Here is an 18046-nt window from a genome sequence, read left to right as displayed (position 1 = left end):
CTTACAGCTCCATCTCTGTGTTCCTGTCTGCAATGTTGCCGGGCGTCGAGTAACCGGCGATGGCATCACTGCGCAACACTTGTTTAAGTTTCCTGGCGTACTGGGGATCGGTGGCATAACCGGCCTGCTGCAACGCCTCGAAGTAACGGTCCGGGCTGTCCACCTTGGCCAGCGCCCCCTTGTAGCGACTCCCAGAGGTCAGGAAATCCACGTAGTCGTTGAAGCTCTCTTCGAACGACTCGTAGGAGCGAAACGCCGCCTTCTGGCGCGAGGCCACCCCTTGCTCGTATTCCAGGGTGCTCACCACCGCCTTGGGGCCTTCCCAACGCGGATCGGCCTTGATGCCGAACAGGTTGTGCGTCACGTTTCCGTCTGCATCCTTGATCACCCGCTTGCCCCAGCCACTCTCAAGGGCGGCCTGGGCCACCAGCACCGCCGGGCTCAACCCCAGCTTGTCCGCCGCCTTCTTGGCCAGCGGCATCAGCCTGTCGACGAACTCTTCCGGGCTGTCAAACACCTTGGCGCTGCCATCCAGGGCCGAAGGCCTCTGGCTGCTGCCCATGGGCGGCACGGTGCGGTGGGGGCGTCTTGGCATGGCCAGCGTACGCTCGGCCCCATTCAGCTCACCCTTCATTTCGTTATCAGCAAAATCTTTGCCAACTTTGGAGGCAGCAATCAGATCGTTGGAGGCACTGGGGGGTTGATAGGGCTTGTAGACCCGCTCGGTACGCTGGGGCAGCTTGAGTACCCGGCCATCCTGATGGGTGAAGGTCTGCTCGGGTGAGAGCTGCCTGGCCACCATCTCGGCAATGCCCAGCCCCCCCTTGCTCGACATGTCGGCAACCCGCTGCTCGTCCAGCATCCCTTCATAGAACTGGGTGTAGCTGCTGTTCATCGGGTTGCCCTCGGTGAGCACCGAGTTGGCCTGGCGCATCCCCTTGAACAGGGTCTGGGTGAAGATGGATTCGAACTGGCGGGCGGCCGCCATCAGGGCCCCTTGCTTCCCCTCCTTGCTCAGGCTCATCTGGCGCAGTTTGTCCAGGTTCTGGACGTCCTGCACCATGCCAATATTGATACCGCTCTGGGTGTCGAACTCTGCCATAACCTACCTCTTTGCCGCCCGTGGCAACCGCTTGCCGCTCACGAAATTACAGAATGACCAGTTGGCCCTGGATCGCGCCCGCCTGCTGCAGCGCCTCCAGGATCGCCATCAGATCCCCGGGGGCGACCCCCACCTGGTTCACCGCCCGCACCAGGTCGTCCAGGGTCGCGCCGGTATCAAGCTTGAACATCCGACCGGGATCCTGCTGCACGTTGATGGTGGAGTTGTTGGTGACCGCCGTCTGCCCGCCAGCGAGCGGATTGGGTTGGGAGACCTGCTGGTTCTCGGCGATGGTGACCGTCAGCCCACCGTGGCTGATGGCCGCCGGGCGCAGCTTGACCTCGCTGCCGATGACGATGGTCCCGGTGCGCGAATTCACGATGATCTTGGCGGACTCGCTCGCCGGGTCCACTTCCAGGTTCTCGATGGTGGAGAGGTAGGAGACCCGCTGGGCCGGATCCCGCGGCGCGAATACCTTGATGGAGGTGGCGTCCATCGCCTGGGCGGTGTTCGGACCCACCAGATCGTTGACCACGTCCGCCAGACGGCGGGCGGTGGTGAAGTCCGGCCGGTTCAGGTTGAAGGTGATGGTGTCGCCCTGGCTGAAGGAGTTGGGAACCTCCCGCTCCACGGTCGCCCCGTTGGCGATGCGCCCCACTGTGGGCGTGTTCACCACCACCTTGGAGCCGTCCGCCCCTTCGGCCCCGAGGCCACCGACCACCAGGCTGCCCTGGGCCACCGCATAGACGCGGCCATCCAGCCCTTTCAGGAAGGTCTGGAGCAGGGTGCCGCCACGCAGGCTCTTCGCCTCGCCGATGGCGGAGACGGTGACGTCTATGGTCTGGCCCGGCTTGGAGAAGGGGGGCAGATCCGCGTGAATGGCCACCGGCGCCACGTCCTTGATCTTGGGCTTGATGTTGTCAGGCACCTTGATGCCGAAGTTGTTGAGCATGGTCCTGAAGGTCTGCTCGGTGAAGGCGTTGTTCTTCTCCCCCGTGCCGGGCAGGCCCACCACCAGACCGTAACCGATCAGCTGGTTGCTGCGCACTCCTTCCACCGAGGCGAGGTCCTTGATGCGGGATGCGTGCGCCAGCCCGAAGGGCAGCAGGCAGCACAGCAGAGCAAGCAGACGGAATCGGTTCATGACATCTCCTAACAAAACCTTCCTGATCCGGGGCCCGTGAACGCCCCGGACTCTTGAGTCTTAAATGGGCCACCAGGGGCCGTTGAAGAAGCTGGTGAGCCAGCCCTGTTCCTGGGTGTTCGCCAGATCCCCGGTACCGCCGTAATAGATACGCGCATTGGCCACCCGCTGGGAGGAGACGCTGTTTTCCGAGCTCACGTCCTCCGGGCGCACCAGACCGGTGATACGGATGTATTCGTTGCCATTGTTGAGCATGATCCACTTCTCGCCGCGCACCAGCAGGTTGCCGTTTGGCAGTACCTTGACCACGCTGACCGAGATGTTGCCCTGCAGGCTGTTGCTCTGATCCGCTTTGGCCTGCCCCTTGAAGGCACTGTTCTGGCCGATGGAGGCCGACAGATCGTAGGGCCCCGCCGTGACCGGCACGCCACCCAGGGTGACGGGGTCGAGCGCCAGCTTGTTGTCCTTGCCGCTCTGGGTGTTGGCCTTTTTCGACGCCGAGGTCGACTCCGCCAACTGGATGGTGATGATGTCACCCACCCGGTGCGCCTTGATGTCCGAGTAGATGCCGTTGACCTGCTCGGGCTGGAAGATGGCGCCGGTCGGGCGCACCGACACCGGCTCCGACTCCCCGTAGACGGGGGCGAAATCCGGGTCATCCGGTTTGGCGGTATTGGGGGTACTGGTGCAACCCGCCAGCGTCAGCAGTCCCAGCATCCATATGGCTTTCATCATGACACTCCTTTCATCAGGTCCGCTGGGTCAGGAAGGACATCATGGAGTCGACGGCGGAGATGACCTTGGAGTTCATCTCGTAGACCCGCTGAGCCTGGATGAGATTGACCAGCTCCTCGGTCACGTTGACGTTGGAGGTCTCCAGCATCCCCTGCTTGATCACCCCCAGCCCGTCCGCACCGGCAGTCCCCTGAATGGGGGCGCCGCTGGACTGGGTCTCGAGGAAGAGGTTCTCTCCCATGGGCTGCAGGCCGGTGGGGTTGACGAAGTCCGTGGTGTTGATCTGGCCCACCACCTGGGATTGGCCATCCCCCTTGAGCTGGACGGAGACCTGGCCATCCTCCCCCACGGTGACGCTCTGAGCGTTCTCGGGGATCTGGATCTCCGGTTGCAACGGGTAACCGTTGCCCGGGGTGACGATAGTCCCCTCGTCGTTCAGGGTGAACTGGCCGTTGCGGGTATAGGCGGCGCTGCCATCGGGCAGCTGGATTTCGAAGTAGCCGCGGCCACTGATCATCAGGTCAAGGGAGTTGTCCGTGGTCTGGACGTTGCCCTGACTGTGGTTTTTCTGGGTGGCGACCACCTTGGCCCCCGCCCCCAGCATCAGGCCGGAAGGGAGCTCGGTGTCCGCCGAGGAGCGACCGCCAGGCTGGTTGATGTTCTGATAAAGCAGATCCTCGAAGATGGCCCGCGCCTTCTTGTAGCCCACGGTGCTGGCGTTCGCCAGGTTGTTCGAGGTGACCGAGATGTTGGTCTGCTGGGCATCGAGGCCGGTCTTGCTGATCCAGAGTGCAGGATTCATGGGGTGCTCCTTGATTAGCTGATACGCAGCAGCTGGGTTTGTGCCTCGTCGTTCTCCTCGGCGGTCTTCATGATCTTGACCTGAGTTTCAAACTGACGTTGCAAGCGAATAAGGTTGGTCATCTCGTCGACCACGTTGACGTTGCTCCCCTCAAGGGAGCCGGCGATCAGGCCCACATCCGCAGACGCGGCCTCATTCTGGCCATCCTTGCGGCGAAACAGGCCGTCCTGGCCTTTCTCCACCGCATCTGCCGCCGGGTTGACCAGCTTGATACGCTGGAAATCTTCCGGCAGGTTGGCGGCTGCCCCCTCGGGACGGCCGCTGATGGTACCGTCACGATTGATCTCAATTTTCTCCATGGGCAGGGGCAGCACGATGGGCTGACCGGCATCATCCACCACATTCAGACCGGTAGAAGTTTGCAGATTGCCGGTGGCATTGAGCTGCAGGTTGCCCATGCGGGTATAGGCTTCCGCGCCGTTGGGATCCTGCACCGCAATCCAGCCCGGCCCATCGACGGCAACGTCAAGATCCCGACCCGTGGTCATCAGCATGCCGTGCTGCAGGTTCTGGCCCGGCCGCTCGGTCATGGCGAACACCCGCGTGGGCAGCCCTTCGCCAAACGCCTGCATGCTGCGCGCCTGCTCGAAGTCAGACTTGAAGCCAATGGTGTTGGCGTTGGCAAGGTTGTTGCCACGAACAGCCAGGCTGTTCATGTTCTCCTTGGCCCCGGACATGGCGATGTAAAGCAGGTGATCCATGGGATCCTCCGTCAAACAGATGACTCTCACAGCTCAACTGCAAGTTGAATGCCAAGAGAGATGACGAAGACGGAATGAAAGGAGGAAATGAGGCGGGACGGAAATGACAAGGGGCGCCGAAGCGCCCCTGCCAACTACCCGCCGTCTTAGCGGATCTGCAGTATGTTCTGCTGCAGGGAGCTGTTCACTTCCAGGGAACGGGAGTTGGCCTGGAAGTTGCGCTGGGCGGTGATGAGGTCGACCAGCTCGGTGGTGAGATCCACGTTGGACTGCTCCAGTGCCGACGACTTGATGGAGCCGAACGTGCCGGAGTTCGGGGTGCCGGGCAAGGCATCGCCAGAGAGCAGGGACTGGCGCCAGGAGGTGTCGCCGACCTGGGTGAGACCCTGGGCATTGGCAAACTTCGCCATGGCCACCATGGCCACCTTGACGGTGGTGGCGTTGCTGTAAGTGGCGGAGACTATGCCATCCGCCCCGATCTCCACCTTGGTCAGGCGGCCGACTGTGGAGCCGTCCTGGGTCAGCTTGCTCACTTCAAAGGGGGAGGCGTACTGGGTCACGGTACCAAGCTTGAACTCAATCTCCTGGGTGCCATCGGCGCCATTGGTGATGATACCAGCCCCTGTCGCCCCCAGGGGTTCCGTCTTGATGACCGCCGGGGTGGTGGGTGTGACCATCTTGCCGGAGGCATCGAAGGTCACCCGGGCGCTCAGGGGAGCCTGGCTCAGACCGGTCGCCATGGTGGTGGCCGTACCGCCTACGATGTCGATGGGCTTGTCCCCTTCATAGAGGTACATGCGCCAGGCAGTCGGCACCGCCGCTTGGGTAGGATCGGCCGGATCCGCTTCCTTGGTGAAGTACTGGGTGATGGTGTGTGGCTCGCCCAGGGAGTCATAGACCACCACGGAGGTGGAGGAGGAGTAGGTGGTCGAGTCAGTGGGATCGAATTTGGAGGCATTGACATCCATCAGCGTTTTCGTGCTGGAAGGCAGGTTGAAGCCAGCCTCGACCGTCGTGGTCTGCACCGGCTCACCGGCCTTGTCCGGGATCTGGATGGGCTTGGTGGCGTTGATGCTCACCGCCTTGGGGGTGCCGTCAGAGTTGATCTCGTACCCCTGCAGATAACCGCCGGAGTTGCTGACCATGTAGCTGCTTTCATTGAGCTTGAAGGCGCCTGAACGGGTGTAGGTGCGATCCAGGTTGGTCAGACCGTCCGAGGTCACGAAGAAGCCGTTGCCCTGGATGGCAAGATCCAGCGCGTTGTTGGTGAATTGCAGCGCGCCCTGGTGGAACTGCTGGGCCACCGCGCCAGTCGCCACCCCGTTGCCGACCTGGGTCTTGGCGTTGACGAAGATGGAGTTGGCGTAGACGTCGGCAAACTCGGCACGGGACTCCTTGAAGCCGGTGGTATTGACGTTGGCAATGTTGTTCGCGGTGACGTTCAGGTCTTTTTGAGCCGCATTGATGCCGCTGAGGGCATTGTTGAATGACATGTCTTTCTCCTTAGATCACTGCGTTAGAGGACGAAGCCGACTGGGTGGTGGTCTTGCCGGTCGTCGCGCCAATTTCCAATACATCGGTCAGGTAGATGCCGCCCAGTCCCTTGAGTTTGAGGGTGCTGGGGTTGGTGCTCGTTCCCAGGGTGACGCTCTCCACCTTGGCGTAAGTCAGGGCGGGGACGCTCTCCGACTTGCCGTCGACGGTGGCATGCGCCTCTATCGAATACTTGCCGCTCTTGGCCTCGTTGCCGGACTTGTCCTTGCCATCCCATTCGAAGGCCACGTTCCCCTTGTGGCTCCCTTCAATGGCGAACTCCCTGATGACCTGGCCGCTCTCGTCCTTCACCGTCACCTTGATGTTGCTGCCACCATCGCCGGTGGCGATGACCCCCGTGAGGGTGCCTCCCTTCTCCACGTAACCCGTGTTGGACGGGATAAGCACGTTTTGCCCCACCAGCGCGGAGGCCTGCAGCGCCTGGCTGGAGGTCATCAGGCTGTTGAGGCTCTCCATCTGGGTGGAGAGACTGCTGATCCCCTGAGACGTCGACATCGAGGTCATCTGGGAAAGCATCTGGGCGTTGTCCACCGGTTTGAACGGATCCTGATAGGAGAGCTGCATAGTCAGCAGCTTCAGGAAGGACTCCTGATCCAGCTCCTTTTTCTGGGTACTGGTGTTGACCGTACTGGTCTGGGCCGACGTCGTCCGGTTGACGCCCAGCAGGCTGTCATAGGTATCTGCCACTTATGCTCCCCCCTCTAGGGCGTGCCCACTGGGCCGATTGTTGCCGCCTGGCAGGCGATCACGGGTCACTCTCATCCGGGTTCACCTCTGTCAGGACTTGCCCAGACCCAGGGTCTGCTGCAACATTTTCTTGGCCGCATCGGCCACCTGGACGTTGGTCTGGTAGCTGCGCGACGCCGCTATCATGTCCGCCATCTCTTCCACCATGTTGACGTTGGGCTTGAAGATAAAGCCATCCTTGTCCGCCATGGGGTGATTCGGGTTGTACTCCTTGAGCAGGGGCGCATCACTCTCGACGATGCCCTTCACATCCACCCCGACCGAGGCCTGCTTGTCGGACATGGCCTGATCCAGCTGGGCGGCAAAGACTGGCCGCCTGGCGTGGTAAGTTTTTTCCACGCTGGAGCTGACGCTGTCAGCGTTGGCCATGTTGCTCGCCACCGTGTTGAGGCGAACGGACTGCGCGCTCATGGCAGAGCCTGCAATGTCAAAGACCTTGAACAAACTCATCCTTGCTCTCCTTTCAGTGCCTTGAGCAGGCCGCTTATCTTGCTGTTCATGAATTCAAGGGAGGCCTGGTATTCGAGGCTGTTGCGCAGGAACTCGCTGCGCTCCTGCTGCACGTCCACCGTGTTGCCGTCACCGGTATCCGGTTGCAGGGGATTGCGGTACTGGGTCGTGCCCGGGGTATCCATCTGCAAGGCGAAGTGCTTCTCGCTGGTGGTGCTGAGCCCGAACCCTTGCTGGCCCTGGGCATCCTGCAACGCCTGTGAGAAGTCGATGTCACGGGCCTTGAAGCCCGGCGTGTCCGCATTGGCGATGTTGCTGGACAACACCTCGGCACGCTTGGCGCGCACGCTCAGCGTGTACTGATGAACACCGAATGCCTTGTCGAATGAAATTGCCATAGCACACCTCCTGCTTCATGAATATTTAGCAAGAGGTGTGCCAAGAGGGTATTGAGCAGGGTTATTTGACCTTGTAGACGATGCCGGGGTTGCAGCGGATCATCTCGAACTTGTCGGTGAGGCCGGCCAGAGACTCGGAGGCCCCCAGCATCAGGTAGCCGCCAGGATTGAGGCTGCTGGCGAACTGGTTGAGGATCTTGGATTTCACTTCGGGCGCAAAGTAGATGAGCACGTTGCGGCAGAAGATGATGTCAAACTTGCCGAGCAGGCTGTAGCTCTCCAGCAGGTTGAGGGGACGGAAGCTGGTCAATTTTCTGACACGCTCCACCACCCGCATCTTGTTGTCGCCACAGGGTTCGAAAAAGAGTCGCTTGCGCTCGGGGGAGAGCCCGCGAGCCAGCGCCAGGCTGTCGTAGACCCCCTCCTTGCACTGGTTGAGCATGGTGCTGGAGATATCGGTCCCCACTATCTGCACCCCGCCCGGCAAGGTACCCGGTCGCTTGACTTGCTGCTCCAGCGCCGTCATGGCGATGGAGTAGGGTTCCTGCCCGGATGAAGAGGCGGCAGACCATATCTTGATGGGACGACCACTCTTGCCAAGCTCCGGGAAAATCTTGTCGCTCAGCAGCTGGAACGGATAGGTATCGCGAAACCACAGGGTCTCGTTGGTGGTCATGGCATCGACCACCGCCATCTTGAGCTCCCGCTCGCGCACGCTCATCGCCCGGGTGACCAGATCAGACAGACTCTCGATACCAAACTGAGTCATCAAGGGCGACAGGCGGCTCTTGACCAGATACTGTTTGTTGTCACCCAGCACTATGCCGCTCTGTTGCGCCAGAAAATTGCTGAATTGCCTGTATAAGTCGTCCGAAAGTGTCTTCATGCAGTTGTTCTTCTTGATTAGAGAGCGCCTTGTACGGCCTTGGCCAATTCATCCGGCTGGAATTTGGCAATGAAATTGTTCGCTCCGACTTTCTGCACCATGGCCTGATTGAACACCCCACTGAGGGAAGTGTGCAGGATAACATGCAAATCCTTGAGGTTGGGATTGTTGCGGATCTCGGCGGTGAAGGTATAACCGTCCATCTCCGGCATCTCGATGTCCGAAATGACCAGGGCTATCTGATCCTTGATGGGACCGTTCTTGGACATCTCCAGCAACATGTTGAGCGCTTCCCGTCCATCCTTGGCCAGCACGCACTGTACCCCGATAGCCTCCAGTGCCCGTTGAACCTGCTTGCGCGCCACCGAAGAGTCGTCCGCAACCAGCACGGGACGCCCGTGAGGATTGCGCTCCACGCTTGCTTCCACCAGTTCGGTGGACACCTCGGTGGAGACCGGCGAGATCTCGTTGAGAATGCGCTCCACGTCCAGGATCTCCACCAGCTCACCATCTACCTCGGTCACCGCCGTCATGTAGTTGATACGACCGGCCCCTTTGGGTGGCGGCAGGATGGACTCCCAGTTCATGTTGATGATGCGTTCGACCGAGTGGACCAGGAACCCCTGAATGGAGCGGTTGTACTCGGAGATGATGATGAAGCACTTGGAGAGGTCCTGGATGGGGCGCTTGCCCATCGCCATGCTGAGATCGATCACCGAGATGGTCTGGCCACGGATATGTGCCACGCCGCGAATGCAGGAGTTGAGCTTGGGCATGACGGTCAGAGGGGGACACTGCAGCACCTCGCGTACCTTGAATACGTTGATGCCAAATCTTTGACGTCCATTGAGACGAAACAACAGCAGCTCCAGCCTGTTTTGTCCCACTAGCTGGGTTCGCTGGTTGACCGAGTCCAGAATACTCGCCATAAACACTCCCTAAAAATGCTTGGCACTGATCGTGCATGTCATTATGCATGCACATTGGCTTGCATCAGATCATCGTTGTTTCAACAATCGAATAATTCTGGAGCAAGCATAGTTAACTACGGTGGTATACGTGAATAACTTATCGACCGGTAAGCAAAAATGATTAGTAGACTTTTCCTTATCTTACTGCCGTTTTGCAGTCTGTCTCACGCCATGGCGTCCGAGGTCACCGACTATCTGCAAGAACAGGCACAGGCGTTCGTGCTCGACCAGCTCGATATTCCCCTCGATGCACAGGCCGACGTCAAGGCCGGTACCATTGACGAGCGCCTCCCCCTCACGCGCTGCGAAGATGCCCTCACCATTTCCCTCCCCGCCAGGATGGAGATCCGTCGCAACACCACCGTCTACCTCAAGTGCGAGGGAGAGAAATCCTGGGATCTCTATCTACCGGTCCGGGTCAGTATCCAGAAACCCTATGTCACCGTCACCGTCCCGGTTGCCAAGGGAGATATTCTGAGTGAACCCATGCTGACCCTGGCATACCAGGATCAGACCCTGATCCGTGGCGACTACCTTACCGACCCGACCGCCCTCATCGGGGTACGCAGCAAGCGTGAGCTCAAACCGGGTCAGCCAATCAGGCTCACCCAGGTATGCGTGGTCTGCAAGGGGGACCAGGTCACCCTGAGCGCCGAAAACAGCAGCATGCAGATCAAAACCATGGCCCGCGCCTTGCAAGATGGCAGCTTCGGAGACATGATCCGGCTTGTCAACACGCGCTCGGGCAGAACGGTGCAAGGCCAGGTCAGTGCAGTGGGCTCCGTGGTCGTGACATTCTGACACAGGAATGCACTGCGCAATTTTTTTCTAAAGTTCTGACCGCCGTCACCGATACACAGGTAAGCGAACAGCAAAGCAGACGAAGGTAAACCTTATGGCTATCAACAATATCAACAACTTGGCTAACAACCGCCTGCAAAACAGCGGCAACAGCCAAGGTGTAGCCACCAAGTCGGCGACCTCCAGCGAGAGCAGCCGTGCGACGACCGTCAAGAGCGACTCTGTCTCCTTGACCAGTGAGGCGCAGCAATTGCAACAGATGCAGAAGACCCTCAACACCGCCTCCACCGGTAACGAGAGCCGCGTCGAGAGCCTGAAGAAGGCCGTGGCCAGTGGGGAGTACAAGGTCAACAGCGAAGCCGTGGCCAGAAAGATGTTCAGCTTCGAAGCCGATCTGGATAAACGGTTGGGATGATGGACCTCCCTTCGCTGCTGCGCGCTCAGGACGACAACCTCTCCCAGATGCAAGGCTTGCTGGCAGAGGAGTTCGACCTCCTCAAGGCTCACCGGGCCCTTGCCTTGCCGGCACTCGCCGATCGCAAGCAACAACTGCTGGTGGCCATCGAGATGCTGGACAAGACTCTGGCAGAGCTACCCGACTTGCAGCAACAGCTGGGCGCCTTCCCGATCCAATTGCAGGCCCTTCAAGCCAAGCTGGAAGCCTGTCAGGAGCAGAACAACCTCAATGGACGTCTGCTCGAACTCAGCATTGTCTCCAATCGCCGTCTCGCCAGCTTCCTCAGCAAGCTCAGAGACAGCAGCTCCCTGACCTATGACGCCAAAGGCAATACCCGCTCAGGCACCCGCTCTTTCGGGATCAAGGCCTGATCTCCTCTCCCCCTTCTGATTTTCTCTCCTTGTCAGCCCCTAGTCAGAGCACCAGCTGCATCAGGGTTTCTCCATCCTTGCAGGCATGGATGCTCATGCAGCCCTCGTCATAGCGCCCATAACTGGCCACCCACTCGCCCCTTGGAAAACAGATAGACCCCGGGTTCATCAGGATCATTTCTCCCTCCTGGCGCAGCACAGGCACATGGGTATGACCGCTGATGAACAGGCTCCCTGCTGGCAGGGGCACGTTGCCGGGCTCATAGAGATGACCGTGGCTGACAAACCAGCGCCGCCCATCCACCAGCAGTTGGTTGTAGGGCGCCGTGATGGGGAAATGGAGCAGCATCTGGTCCACCTCCGAATCGCAATTGCCACGCACCGCCATGATGCGGGGGGCCAGCTCGTTGAGCCTTGCCGCCACAGTTGCAGGATCATACCCCTCCGGCACCGGATTGCGCGGCCCGTGATTGAGCAGATCCCCGAGCAGCAGATAGTGATCAGGCTGCCAGGGAGCGAGTTGCGCCAGCACCTGCTCGAGGGCAGTCAGACTGCCGTGCAGATCCGAGATAATGGCAATCTTCATTCCACACTCCTCATGGCTGGCTGAAATAGAGATCCTTGGTGGCGATGGCGCCCTTGAGGTTGCGACTCGGCAAGCCGCGCAGTGCCGGGTCCACCAGTCGCATCTGGTTGTAGTGATAGACGGGGATGACGGGCACCTCCTCCATCAGCAGTTGCTCGGCCTGATGATAGATCCCGGACCGGGCGTTGGCATCCAGGGTCTCGGAGGCCTGCTGCAGCAGACCATCGAAGGCGGGGTTGCAGTAGCCGCTCTCGTTCTGGGGATCCTGGCAGCGGAAACTGCCAAGCATGGACGACGGCTCGACATAATCACCAAACAAAAATGAACGAGCCAGCATGAAATCACCACTGTCCTTGGCTACCTGATAGGCATTCCACTCCATGTTGTTGAGGGAGACCTCGACCCCCAGCGGTTTCCACATGGCCGCCACCGCCAGGGCCAGCTTCTTGTGGTTCTCCGACGTGTTGTAGGTCAGCGTCAGCCTGAGGGGATGTGCGCTGTTGTAGCCCGCCTGGGTCAACAGCGCGGCGGCCCGGGCCAATCGGGTCGGCTGGTCTTCCCGGGAGAGGGGGATATCCAGCTCGTCATAACCCGGCATGGCGGGCAGCAGTGACCAGGCTGAGCGCTCCCCCTGGCCGCTCACCTTCTCGGTCAGCAGGTGGCGATCGATGGCCATGGAGAGCGCCTGGCGCACCCGCACATCCTGCAACTCGGGGCGATTGAGATTGAAAGTGTAAAGATAGGTGCCAAGCAGCGGCAGACCCCAGATCCGCTCCGGTGCCTCCTGCATGGTCTTCTGGTAGTACTCCAGCGCCACCTTGTTGGTGAGCTGGATCTCCCCCGCTTCGTAACGCAGCCGCTCCCCATGCTGGGAAGCGATCGGCAGGTAGGTCACCCGCTGGATCCGGGTATGGGCGTCATCCCAGTACTGGGGGTTGCGTTCGGCTTCGATGCGCTCGTTCACCACCCAGCTCGCCAGCTTGTAGGGGCCATTGCTCACCATCTTGCCTGGCTGGGTCCACTGCTTGCCAAACTGGGCGATGACCCGCTCGTTGACCGGCACGAAGGGGCGCTGGCTGACCAGTTGCAGGAAATAGGGAACGGGGCGCTCCAGGGTCACTTTCAGGATCTGGTCGCTTTCTGCCTCCACCCCCAGGGCATCGAGGTCGAGCGCCCCGGCATAGATGGACTGGGCATTGTTGATGCCGGTCGCCAGCAGCAGGCCAGCGGAGGGGGAAGCCTGCGCCGGGTTCAGCAGCCGCCGCCAGGCGTAGACGAAATCCCGGGCGGTGAGGGGCTCGCCGTTGGACCATTTGAGCTGGGGACGCAGGAAGAAGCGCCACACCAGCCCATCCTCGCTGGTCTCCCAGCGCTGGGCCTGGGCGGGCACTATCTTGCCCTGACCATCCTCGCTCACCAGCCCCTCGAACAGGTCCACCAGCACCACCTCCCCCGGGAAACCGGAGCGGATCAGGGCCGGATCGAGGGACTCGGGTTCGGCGCCATTGCCCTTGACCAGGGTCTGCCTGTCCGACAGCACGGGCTGCTGCACCACGGTAGTGGCCTGAAGCGGCGGCACCGCCATCAACCCGAACAGCAAGGGAGAGAGCCAGCGGCGGGCTGGCCTGGCGGCGAAACGGTAAAACATGACATCAACCTCGTTCAATTCTTTTGACTGCAATGAGGGGAAGGCCGGCGGCGCGCCTGGAACCGAATGCATCATGCCGCGCTTGTTATCCCCGAAGACGACCCGTATTGTATCGGGCCTGCCCGATAGAGGGAGTCTTTCGGGCTATTTTTTTCAAGGTTTTATGACGACACGGCCGCCACGGGTGGGCGCAATCGCCAGAAGGCGCACTCCCCTGCCCCGTTGGCAATCGGCCCGGGGCGATGTGTCGCCTGCAAGTCCGGTTGTCGTCTACCGTTTCAGGGGTCTTTATGGGTTACGAATGGCTGGCGCTGGCTGCCGCCAGTTTATGGGCGATCGCCGCCCTCATCTCCGTCAAACCGGCTCGCCATCTGGGGGCCTTTGCCTACAGCCGCTGGCGGATGTTCCTGGTCAGCCTGATGCTGGCCAGCGCAAGTCTGGTGACGGGAGGCTGGCAGACCCTCACCGAGAGCGCCCTTCCCCTGCTGGCCCTCTCCGGCCTCATCGGCATCTTCGTCGGCGACACCGCCCTCTTTGCCTGCATGAACCGACTCGGCCCCAGGCGCAGCGGTCTGCTCTTCTCCTGCCACGCCCTCTTCTCCGCCCTGCTCGGGCTCTGGCTCTTTGGCGAGCGGCTCGATGGTTGGCGCCTGCCAGGCGCCTTGCTGGTCCTGGCCGGGGTCATGCTCGCCATCCTGTTTGGTCGTCGTGGCGACAACCCGCAGAACGAATGGGAGCTGGTGCGCGGCCGCCTCGTGGTCGGCATAGCCCTTGGCCTCACCGCAGCCCTGTGCCAGAGCCTCGGAGCCATCATCGCCAAGCCGGTGATGATGAGCGGCACCGTGGACGCGGTGAGCGCTTCCGGCGTGCGCATGGGCAGCGCCCTCTTGGCACACTGCGTCTTGCGGGCACTTCGCCTGCCGCTCGCCATGCCGCACAACCCCATCAACCGGCAGGTGCTCGGCATGATAGGCATCAACGGATTTCTGGCGATGACGCTGGGAATGACCCTGATCCTGGTGGCCCTGCGTCAGGGAGATGTGGGCATGGTGGCCATCTTGTCTTCCACCACACCGGTCATTCTGCTGCCCTTGCTGTGGTGGCACTCGGGGATGCGTCCCTCGCTCCCCGCCTGGGCCGGAGCCCTGCTGGCCACCCTGGGCACGGCCCTGGTGCTGGGAATGGGGAACTGAGCCCCGTCTCTCCTGCAAGAAGGAAGTACCAACACGCCCATCGGCGGCACTGAGCCGCCGATGCTCCCCCGTGCCGGACAGGGAGAGAGGCGATCGCGCCCCTAGAACAGAGCCACTTCCTCTTCGGTCAGCTCCCGGTATTCCCCCGGTGCCAGCTCATCGTCCAGAGCCAGATCGCCGATGCGTTCCCGATGCAGCCCGACCACCTTGTTGCCGATGGCGGCGAACATCCGCTTCACCTGGTGATACTTGCCCTCGTGGATGGTCAGGCGTGCTTCCCGCTCGTCCAGGATTTCCAGCTCCGCAGGGCGGGTCTTGTCGTTCTCGTTGCGCAGGTAGATACCGTCGGCAAAGAGCGAGATAGCCTCTTCACTCACGGGATCAGCCAGCCAGACATGGTAGGTCTTCGCACACTCGTGCCGGGGCGACGTGATGCGATGGGACCACTGGCCGTCATCGGTGATCAGCACCAGCCCGGTGGTATCGAGATCGAGGCGCCCCACCACATGCAGTTTGCCCATGGCCGGCTCGTCGAGCAGGTGGAACACGGTGGCGTGATCCGGGTCCTCGTTGGAGCAGACATATCCTTCCGGCTTGTGCAGCATGAAGTAGCGATTCTGCAGGTTCAGGGTCAAGGTCACACCGTCAAACTCGATCTGGTGTTGCTCATTGATGTGAAAGGCGGGCTGCTTGACCAGCACGCCGTCTACCAGCACTTCCCCCTGACGGATCAGCTTGCCCGCCTGGGAACGGGTCAAATCGGAGCAATCGCAAAGAAATTTGTCGAGCCGCATGCAAAAACCTCGGAATCCATCATGATTGGGGGCGACATTATATCGGTCAGACCCGACAACACCAGTACTAAGCGACAGGGACTCAAGATGGCGCCTGACGCCATGATGTGCCAGTGATAGACTGCCGTCAGCAGACCGACATCACACATAATAATAAGCCCAGGATGTACCCATGAAGCCGACGAAGTCTCACCCCGTCATCCCCGTCAGCCAGTTGAAACCTGGCATGTACGTCATTGCCATTGCCAGCCAGACCGGCGCCATGGAAATTGCCCAGACGGGCATGGTGACCAACCCTCAGCAGGTGGAGGCGCTGATCCGGCGTGGCGTGCTGACGGTGCGGGTGGATCTTGCCCGCAGCAAGCTGCCGGGAGGGGGCACGGCAAGCCCGGCGGATGTGGTGACAAACGGGGCGGGCTCCTCTCGTCAGATCGGCAGTGGTGAAGGGCGCGAGCTCAAGATCCGTCGGCTCTATCAGGAAGCGCGCGAACTCCAGGGCAAGTTCATTCGCCATCTCAAGGCCGGTGAGCCCATCGACATCACGCCCCTTGCCGCCGTGGCCGAAGAGATGGTCGATACCATGTTCACCCACGGCGATGCCATGCTCTGTCTGGCGCGGATCCGTGCCAAGGATGCCTACCTGATGGAGCACTCCATGAATGTCGCCATCCTCCTGGCGAACTTCGGCCGCTACCTGGGGCTGGATCGCAGCGTGCTCAAGGAGCTGACCCTGGGTGGCCTGCTCCACGACGTGGGCAAGATCATGACCCCGGACGAGGTGCTCAACAAACCGGGCAAGCTCACCGATGAGGAGCTGGAGGTGATGCGCGAGCACGTGGTCCACAGCCACGACATCCTGGCCGCCACCGCCGGCATCACCCCCATCATGCTGGAGGTGGCCGCCAACCATCACGAGCGGATCGATGGCACCGGCTACCCGCGGCGCCTCAAGGGGGATCAGCTCTCCCTCTACACCCGCATGAGCGGCATCGTCGATGTTTACGATGCGGTGACGGCAGACAGGGTCTACAAACAGGGCATGCAGCCAACCCAGGCGTTTCGCATTCTGCTCAAGGGGGTTGATCTGCATTTTGATGCCGACCTGGTAACCAGGTTCATCAAGTGCATGGGGGTCTATCCGGTGGGTACCCTGGTGCAGCTCTCCAACCAGCGCCTGGCCATCGTGATGCAGCGCAACGAACAGCAACCGCTCAAGCCCGTGGTCAAGGTGATCTATCACGCAGGCCATCGCCATTATCTCGAGGTGCAGTGGCTGGATCTCGCCAAAAACGGGGTTCAGGAGACCATAGAGAGCACGGTGGACCCCAAGGAGTTTGGCATCAACCTGGCCAACTTCGTCTAACCTGTCCGGCTTGTTGGCGGCTGCTCGCGGCAATGGCGAATCAGGAACTCCTCATCCAGCGGGGAGAGATCGAAGCGCAGGCAGGCCTCTTCGATGGCCCGGATGTCGTGTTGATGGTGTTCGCTGAGCCAGCGCACCGCGCGGCGCAAGTCTTCACCATGGGGCAGCAGGGTATGGTCGCTCATGGAATACCTCCGGTCAGCCATCGACGCCAGCCCGTCAATCCGGGCTCTCACTTTTAGCTTAGCCCGCCCGCACTCGCCCGGCAGACACCTGCGCCCTTGACGGTGCCCACCCTGTAGCAGGTATGCTCGACCCCTTCGGCGCCCTGCCGTGCCGGCGCCGCTCAAACAAGGATGCTGCATGCAAACCAAGGACAAGTGTCTGGCCGCCCTGGTCATTCTCTGCTGGGGACTCAACTTCGTTGCCATCAAGTGGGGGCTGGAAGGCATCCCCCCACTGCTGCTGGGAGCACTGCGTTTCGTCGGAGTCGTCTTCCCCGCCATTCTGCTGGTTCCCAGGCCTGCCATGCCCTGGCGCTGGCTGCTGGCCTATGGCGGTGCCATCAGCCTGGGCCAGTTTGCCTTCCTGTTCTGTGCCATGAAATTCGGCATGCCCGCCGGCATGGCCTCCCTGGTGCTGCAATCCCAGGTGGTCTTCACCCTGCTGTTCGCCATGATCTGGCTGGGAGAGCGCTGGCAGCCCCACCACTGGGTAGCACTGCCGCTGGCGGGAGCAGGTCTTTATCTCATTGCCACCCATGGCGAGGGCAACCTCACCCTCATCGGATTTGTGCTGACGCTGTGCGCAGCCGCCTGCTGGGGCCTCGGCAACGTCATCAATCGCCAGATAGGTCTGCGCTATCGCACCTCTCTGCCGAGCCTGGTCGCCTGGGGCGGGCTGGTGCCCATCCTGCCCTTCTTCGCGCTCTCCTGGCTGTTCGAGGGGCCCGAACTCATCGCAAGCAGCCTGCTCAACATCCGTTGGCAGGGCGTCTTGTGCGTGCTCTATCTCTCGTTTATCGCCACCTGGCTCGGTTATGGCCTGTGGGGGAGGCTGCTGATGCGCTATCCGGTGGCCCAGGTTGCCCCCCTCTCCCTGCTGGTGCCCTGTGTCGGCATGGTGGCCGCCGCCCTGCTGCTCGATGAACACCCCACTCCCCTGCAATGGCTGGGCTCGGGTCTGGTACTGCTCGGCTTCGTGGTGCATCTGCTGGGGGGCAAGATGCGCTTCTTGAAGACCCAAACCGAGGATTGACCTCGCCCGGGAAACTTCCCATCATG

At 61.1% G+C, this 18046-nt stretch carries 21 protein-coding genes; 6 read left to right on the top strand and 15 right to left on the bottom strand.

Features of this window, described 5'->3' with window-relative positions; all coding sequences use genetic code 11:
* Position 1: 1 nt before the first annotated feature.
* The 11 genes from flgJ to ACB037_RS06535 all read right to left on the bottom strand — a co-directional run bounded on the left by flgJ (position 2) and on the right by ACB037_RS06535 (position 9508).
* Complete coding sequence (gene flgJ / locus ACB037_RS06585) at positions 2–1102, bottom strand: flagellar assembly peptidoglycan hydrolase FlgJ (RefSeq protein WP_069652528.1); 1101 nt, start codon at positions 1100–1102, stop codon at positions 2–4.
* A gap of 46 nt (positions 1103–1148) precedes the next feature.
* The gene (locus ACB037_RS06580) at positions 1149–2246 is read right to left on the bottom strand and encodes a flagellar basal body P-ring protein FlgI (RefSeq protein WP_010675288.1); all 1098 of its coding nucleotides are present in this window, start codon (positions 2244–2246) and stop codon (positions 1149–1151) included.
* Positions 2247–2306: 60 nt separating this feature from the next.
* Positions 2307–2978, bottom strand: a complete 672-nt coding sequence (gene flgH, locus ACB037_RS06575; RefSeq protein ID WP_010675289.1) for a flagellar basal body L-ring protein FlgH — start codon at positions 2976–2978, stop codon at positions 2307–2309.
* 16 nt (positions 2979–2994) lie between these two features.
* Positions 2995–3783, bottom strand: a complete 789-nt coding sequence (gene flgG, locus ACB037_RS06570; RefSeq protein ID WP_010675290.1) for a flagellar basal-body rod protein FlgG — start codon at positions 3781–3783, stop codon at positions 2995–2997.
* Between the two features lie 14 nt (positions 3784–3797).
* Complete coding sequence (gene flgF, locus ACB037_RS06565; protein ID WP_010675291.1) at positions 3798–4544, bottom strand: flagellar basal-body rod protein FlgF; 747 nt, start codon at positions 4542–4544, stop codon at positions 3798–3800.
* 146 nt (positions 4545–4690) lie between these two features.
* A complete protein-coding gene (gene flgE, locus ACB037_RS06560; protein ID WP_139736370.1) occupies positions 4691–6037 on the bottom strand; it encodes a flagellar hook protein FlgE in 1347 nt (448 codons plus the stop codon).
* Positions 6038–6047: 10 nt separating this feature from the next.
* Positions 6048–6785 carry a flagellar hook assembly protein FlgD gene (locus ACB037_RS06555; RefSeq protein WP_045524147.1) on the bottom strand — a complete coding sequence of 246 codons (738 nt, stop codon included), beginning with the start codon at positions 6783–6785 and terminating at the stop codon, positions 6048–6050.
* Positions 6786–6875: 90 nt separating this feature from the next.
* A complete protein-coding gene (gene flgC, locus ACB037_RS06550; RefSeq protein ID WP_005329775.1) occupies positions 6876–7295 on the bottom strand; it encodes a flagellar basal body rod protein FlgC in 420 nt (139 codons plus the stop codon).
* The gene (gene flgB / locus ACB037_RS06545; RefSeq protein WP_010675294.1) at positions 7292–7693 is read right to left on the bottom strand and encodes a flagellar basal body rod protein FlgB; all 402 of its coding nucleotides are present in this window, start codon (positions 7691–7693) and stop codon (positions 7292–7294) included. Before flgB ends, flgC begins: the two co-directional genes overlap by 4 nt.
* 61 nt (positions 7694–7754) lie before the next feature.
* Complete coding sequence (locus ACB037_RS06540) at positions 7755–8579, bottom strand: protein-glutamate O-methyltransferase CheR (protein WP_010675295.1); 825 nt, start codon at positions 8577–8579, stop codon at positions 7755–7757.
* A 17-nt stretch (positions 8580–8596) separates the two neighbouring features.
* The gene (locus ACB037_RS06535; RefSeq protein WP_010675296.1) at positions 8597–9508 is read right to left on the bottom strand and encodes a chemotaxis protein CheV; all 912 of its coding nucleotides are present in this window, start codon (positions 9506–9508) and stop codon (positions 8597–8599) included.
* A 237-nt stretch (positions 9509–9745) separates the two neighbouring features.
* Here ACB037_RS06535 and flgA point away from each other — a divergent pair, with 237 nt between their 5' ends.
* From flgA to ACB037_RS06520, 3 genes are all read left to right on the top strand, one after another.
* Entirely contained in the window at positions 9746–10351 is a 606-nt protein-coding gene (gene flgA / locus ACB037_RS06530) for a flagellar basal body P-ring formation chaperone FlgA (protein ID WP_045524230.1), read from the top strand.
* Positions 10352–10445: 94 nt separating this feature from the next.
* A complete protein-coding gene (gene flgM / locus ACB037_RS06525; protein WP_042864123.1) occupies positions 10446–10766 on the top strand; it encodes a flagellar biosynthesis anti-sigma factor FlgM in 321 nt (106 codons plus the stop codon).
* A complete protein-coding gene (locus ACB037_RS06520) occupies positions 10763–11179 on the top strand; it encodes a flagella synthesis protein FlgN (protein WP_180344754.1) in 417 nt (138 codons plus the stop codon). The genes flgM and ACB037_RS06520 overlap by 4 nt, the downstream gene beginning before the upstream one ends.
* Positions 11180–11222: 43 nt before the next feature.
* Here the strand turns inward: ACB037_RS06520 and yfcE are convergent, their stop codons facing one another.
* Both yfcE and ACB037_RS06510 read right to left on the bottom strand, forming a co-directional pair.
* Positions 11223–11765: a phosphodiesterase gene (gene yfcE / locus ACB037_RS06515; protein ID WP_139736369.1), complete on the bottom strand. Its 543-nt coding sequence runs from the start codon at positions 11763–11765 to the stop codon at positions 11223–11225.
* A 10-nt stretch (positions 11766–11775) separates the two neighbouring features.
* A complete protein-coding gene (locus ACB037_RS06510) occupies positions 11776–13413 on the bottom strand; it encodes a peptide ABC transporter substrate-binding protein (RefSeq protein WP_180344753.1) in 1638 nt (545 codons plus the stop codon).
* Between the two features lie 290 nt (positions 13414–13703).
* Here ACB037_RS06510 and ACB037_RS06505 point away from each other — a divergent pair, with 290 nt between their 5' ends.
* Positions 13704–14606 (top strand): DMT family transporter, encoded by a 903-nt coding sequence (locus ACB037_RS06505; protein WP_139736367.1) that lies wholly within the window; start codon positions 13704–13706, stop codon positions 14604–14606.
* A gap of 101 nt (positions 14607–14707) precedes the next feature.
* On the opposite strand, the gene rsuA is transcribed toward ACB037_RS06505, so the two are convergent.
* Positions 14708–15400, bottom strand: coding sequence for a 16S rRNA pseudouridine(516) synthase RsuA (rsuA, locus tag ACB037_RS06500; RefSeq protein WP_039040228.1), 693 nt, complete (start codon positions 15398–15400; stop codon positions 14708–14710).
* Between the two features lie 172 nt (positions 15401–15572).
* Here rsuA and ACB037_RS06495 point away from each other — a divergent pair, with 172 nt between their 5' ends.
* Positions 15573–16763 (top strand): HD-GYP domain-containing protein, encoded by a 1191-nt coding sequence (locus ACB037_RS06495; protein WP_041213169.1) that lies wholly within the window; start codon positions 15573–15575, stop codon positions 16761–16763.
* On the opposite strand, the gene ACB037_RS06490 is transcribed toward ACB037_RS06495, so the two are convergent.
* On the bottom strand, positions 16760–16948 hold the full coding sequence (locus ACB037_RS06490; RefSeq protein ID WP_010675305.1) for a hypothetical protein: 189 nt from the start codon (positions 16946–16948) through the stop codon (positions 16760–16762). The two genes, ACB037_RS06495 and ACB037_RS06490, sit on opposite strands and share 4 nt — an antisense overlap.
* 178 nt (positions 16949–17126) lie before the next feature.
* Between ACB037_RS06490 and ACB037_RS06485 the strand changes: the two genes are divergently transcribed.
* Complete coding sequence (locus ACB037_RS06485) at positions 17127–18020, top strand: EamA family transporter (RefSeq protein ID WP_010675306.1); 894 nt, start codon at positions 17127–17129, stop codon at positions 18018–18020.
* Positions 18021–18046 lie beyond the last annotated feature (26 nt).

The organism is Aeromonas sp. S19(2024) (assembly GCF_041402625.1).
GTDB classification, from domain to species: Bacteria; Pseudomonadota; Gammaproteobacteria; order Enterobacterales; family Aeromonadaceae; genus Aeromonas; species Aeromonas caviae.
The sequence above is the reverse complement of the archived record's forward strand: the minus strand, read 5'-3'. Positions and strand labels throughout refer to the sequence as shown.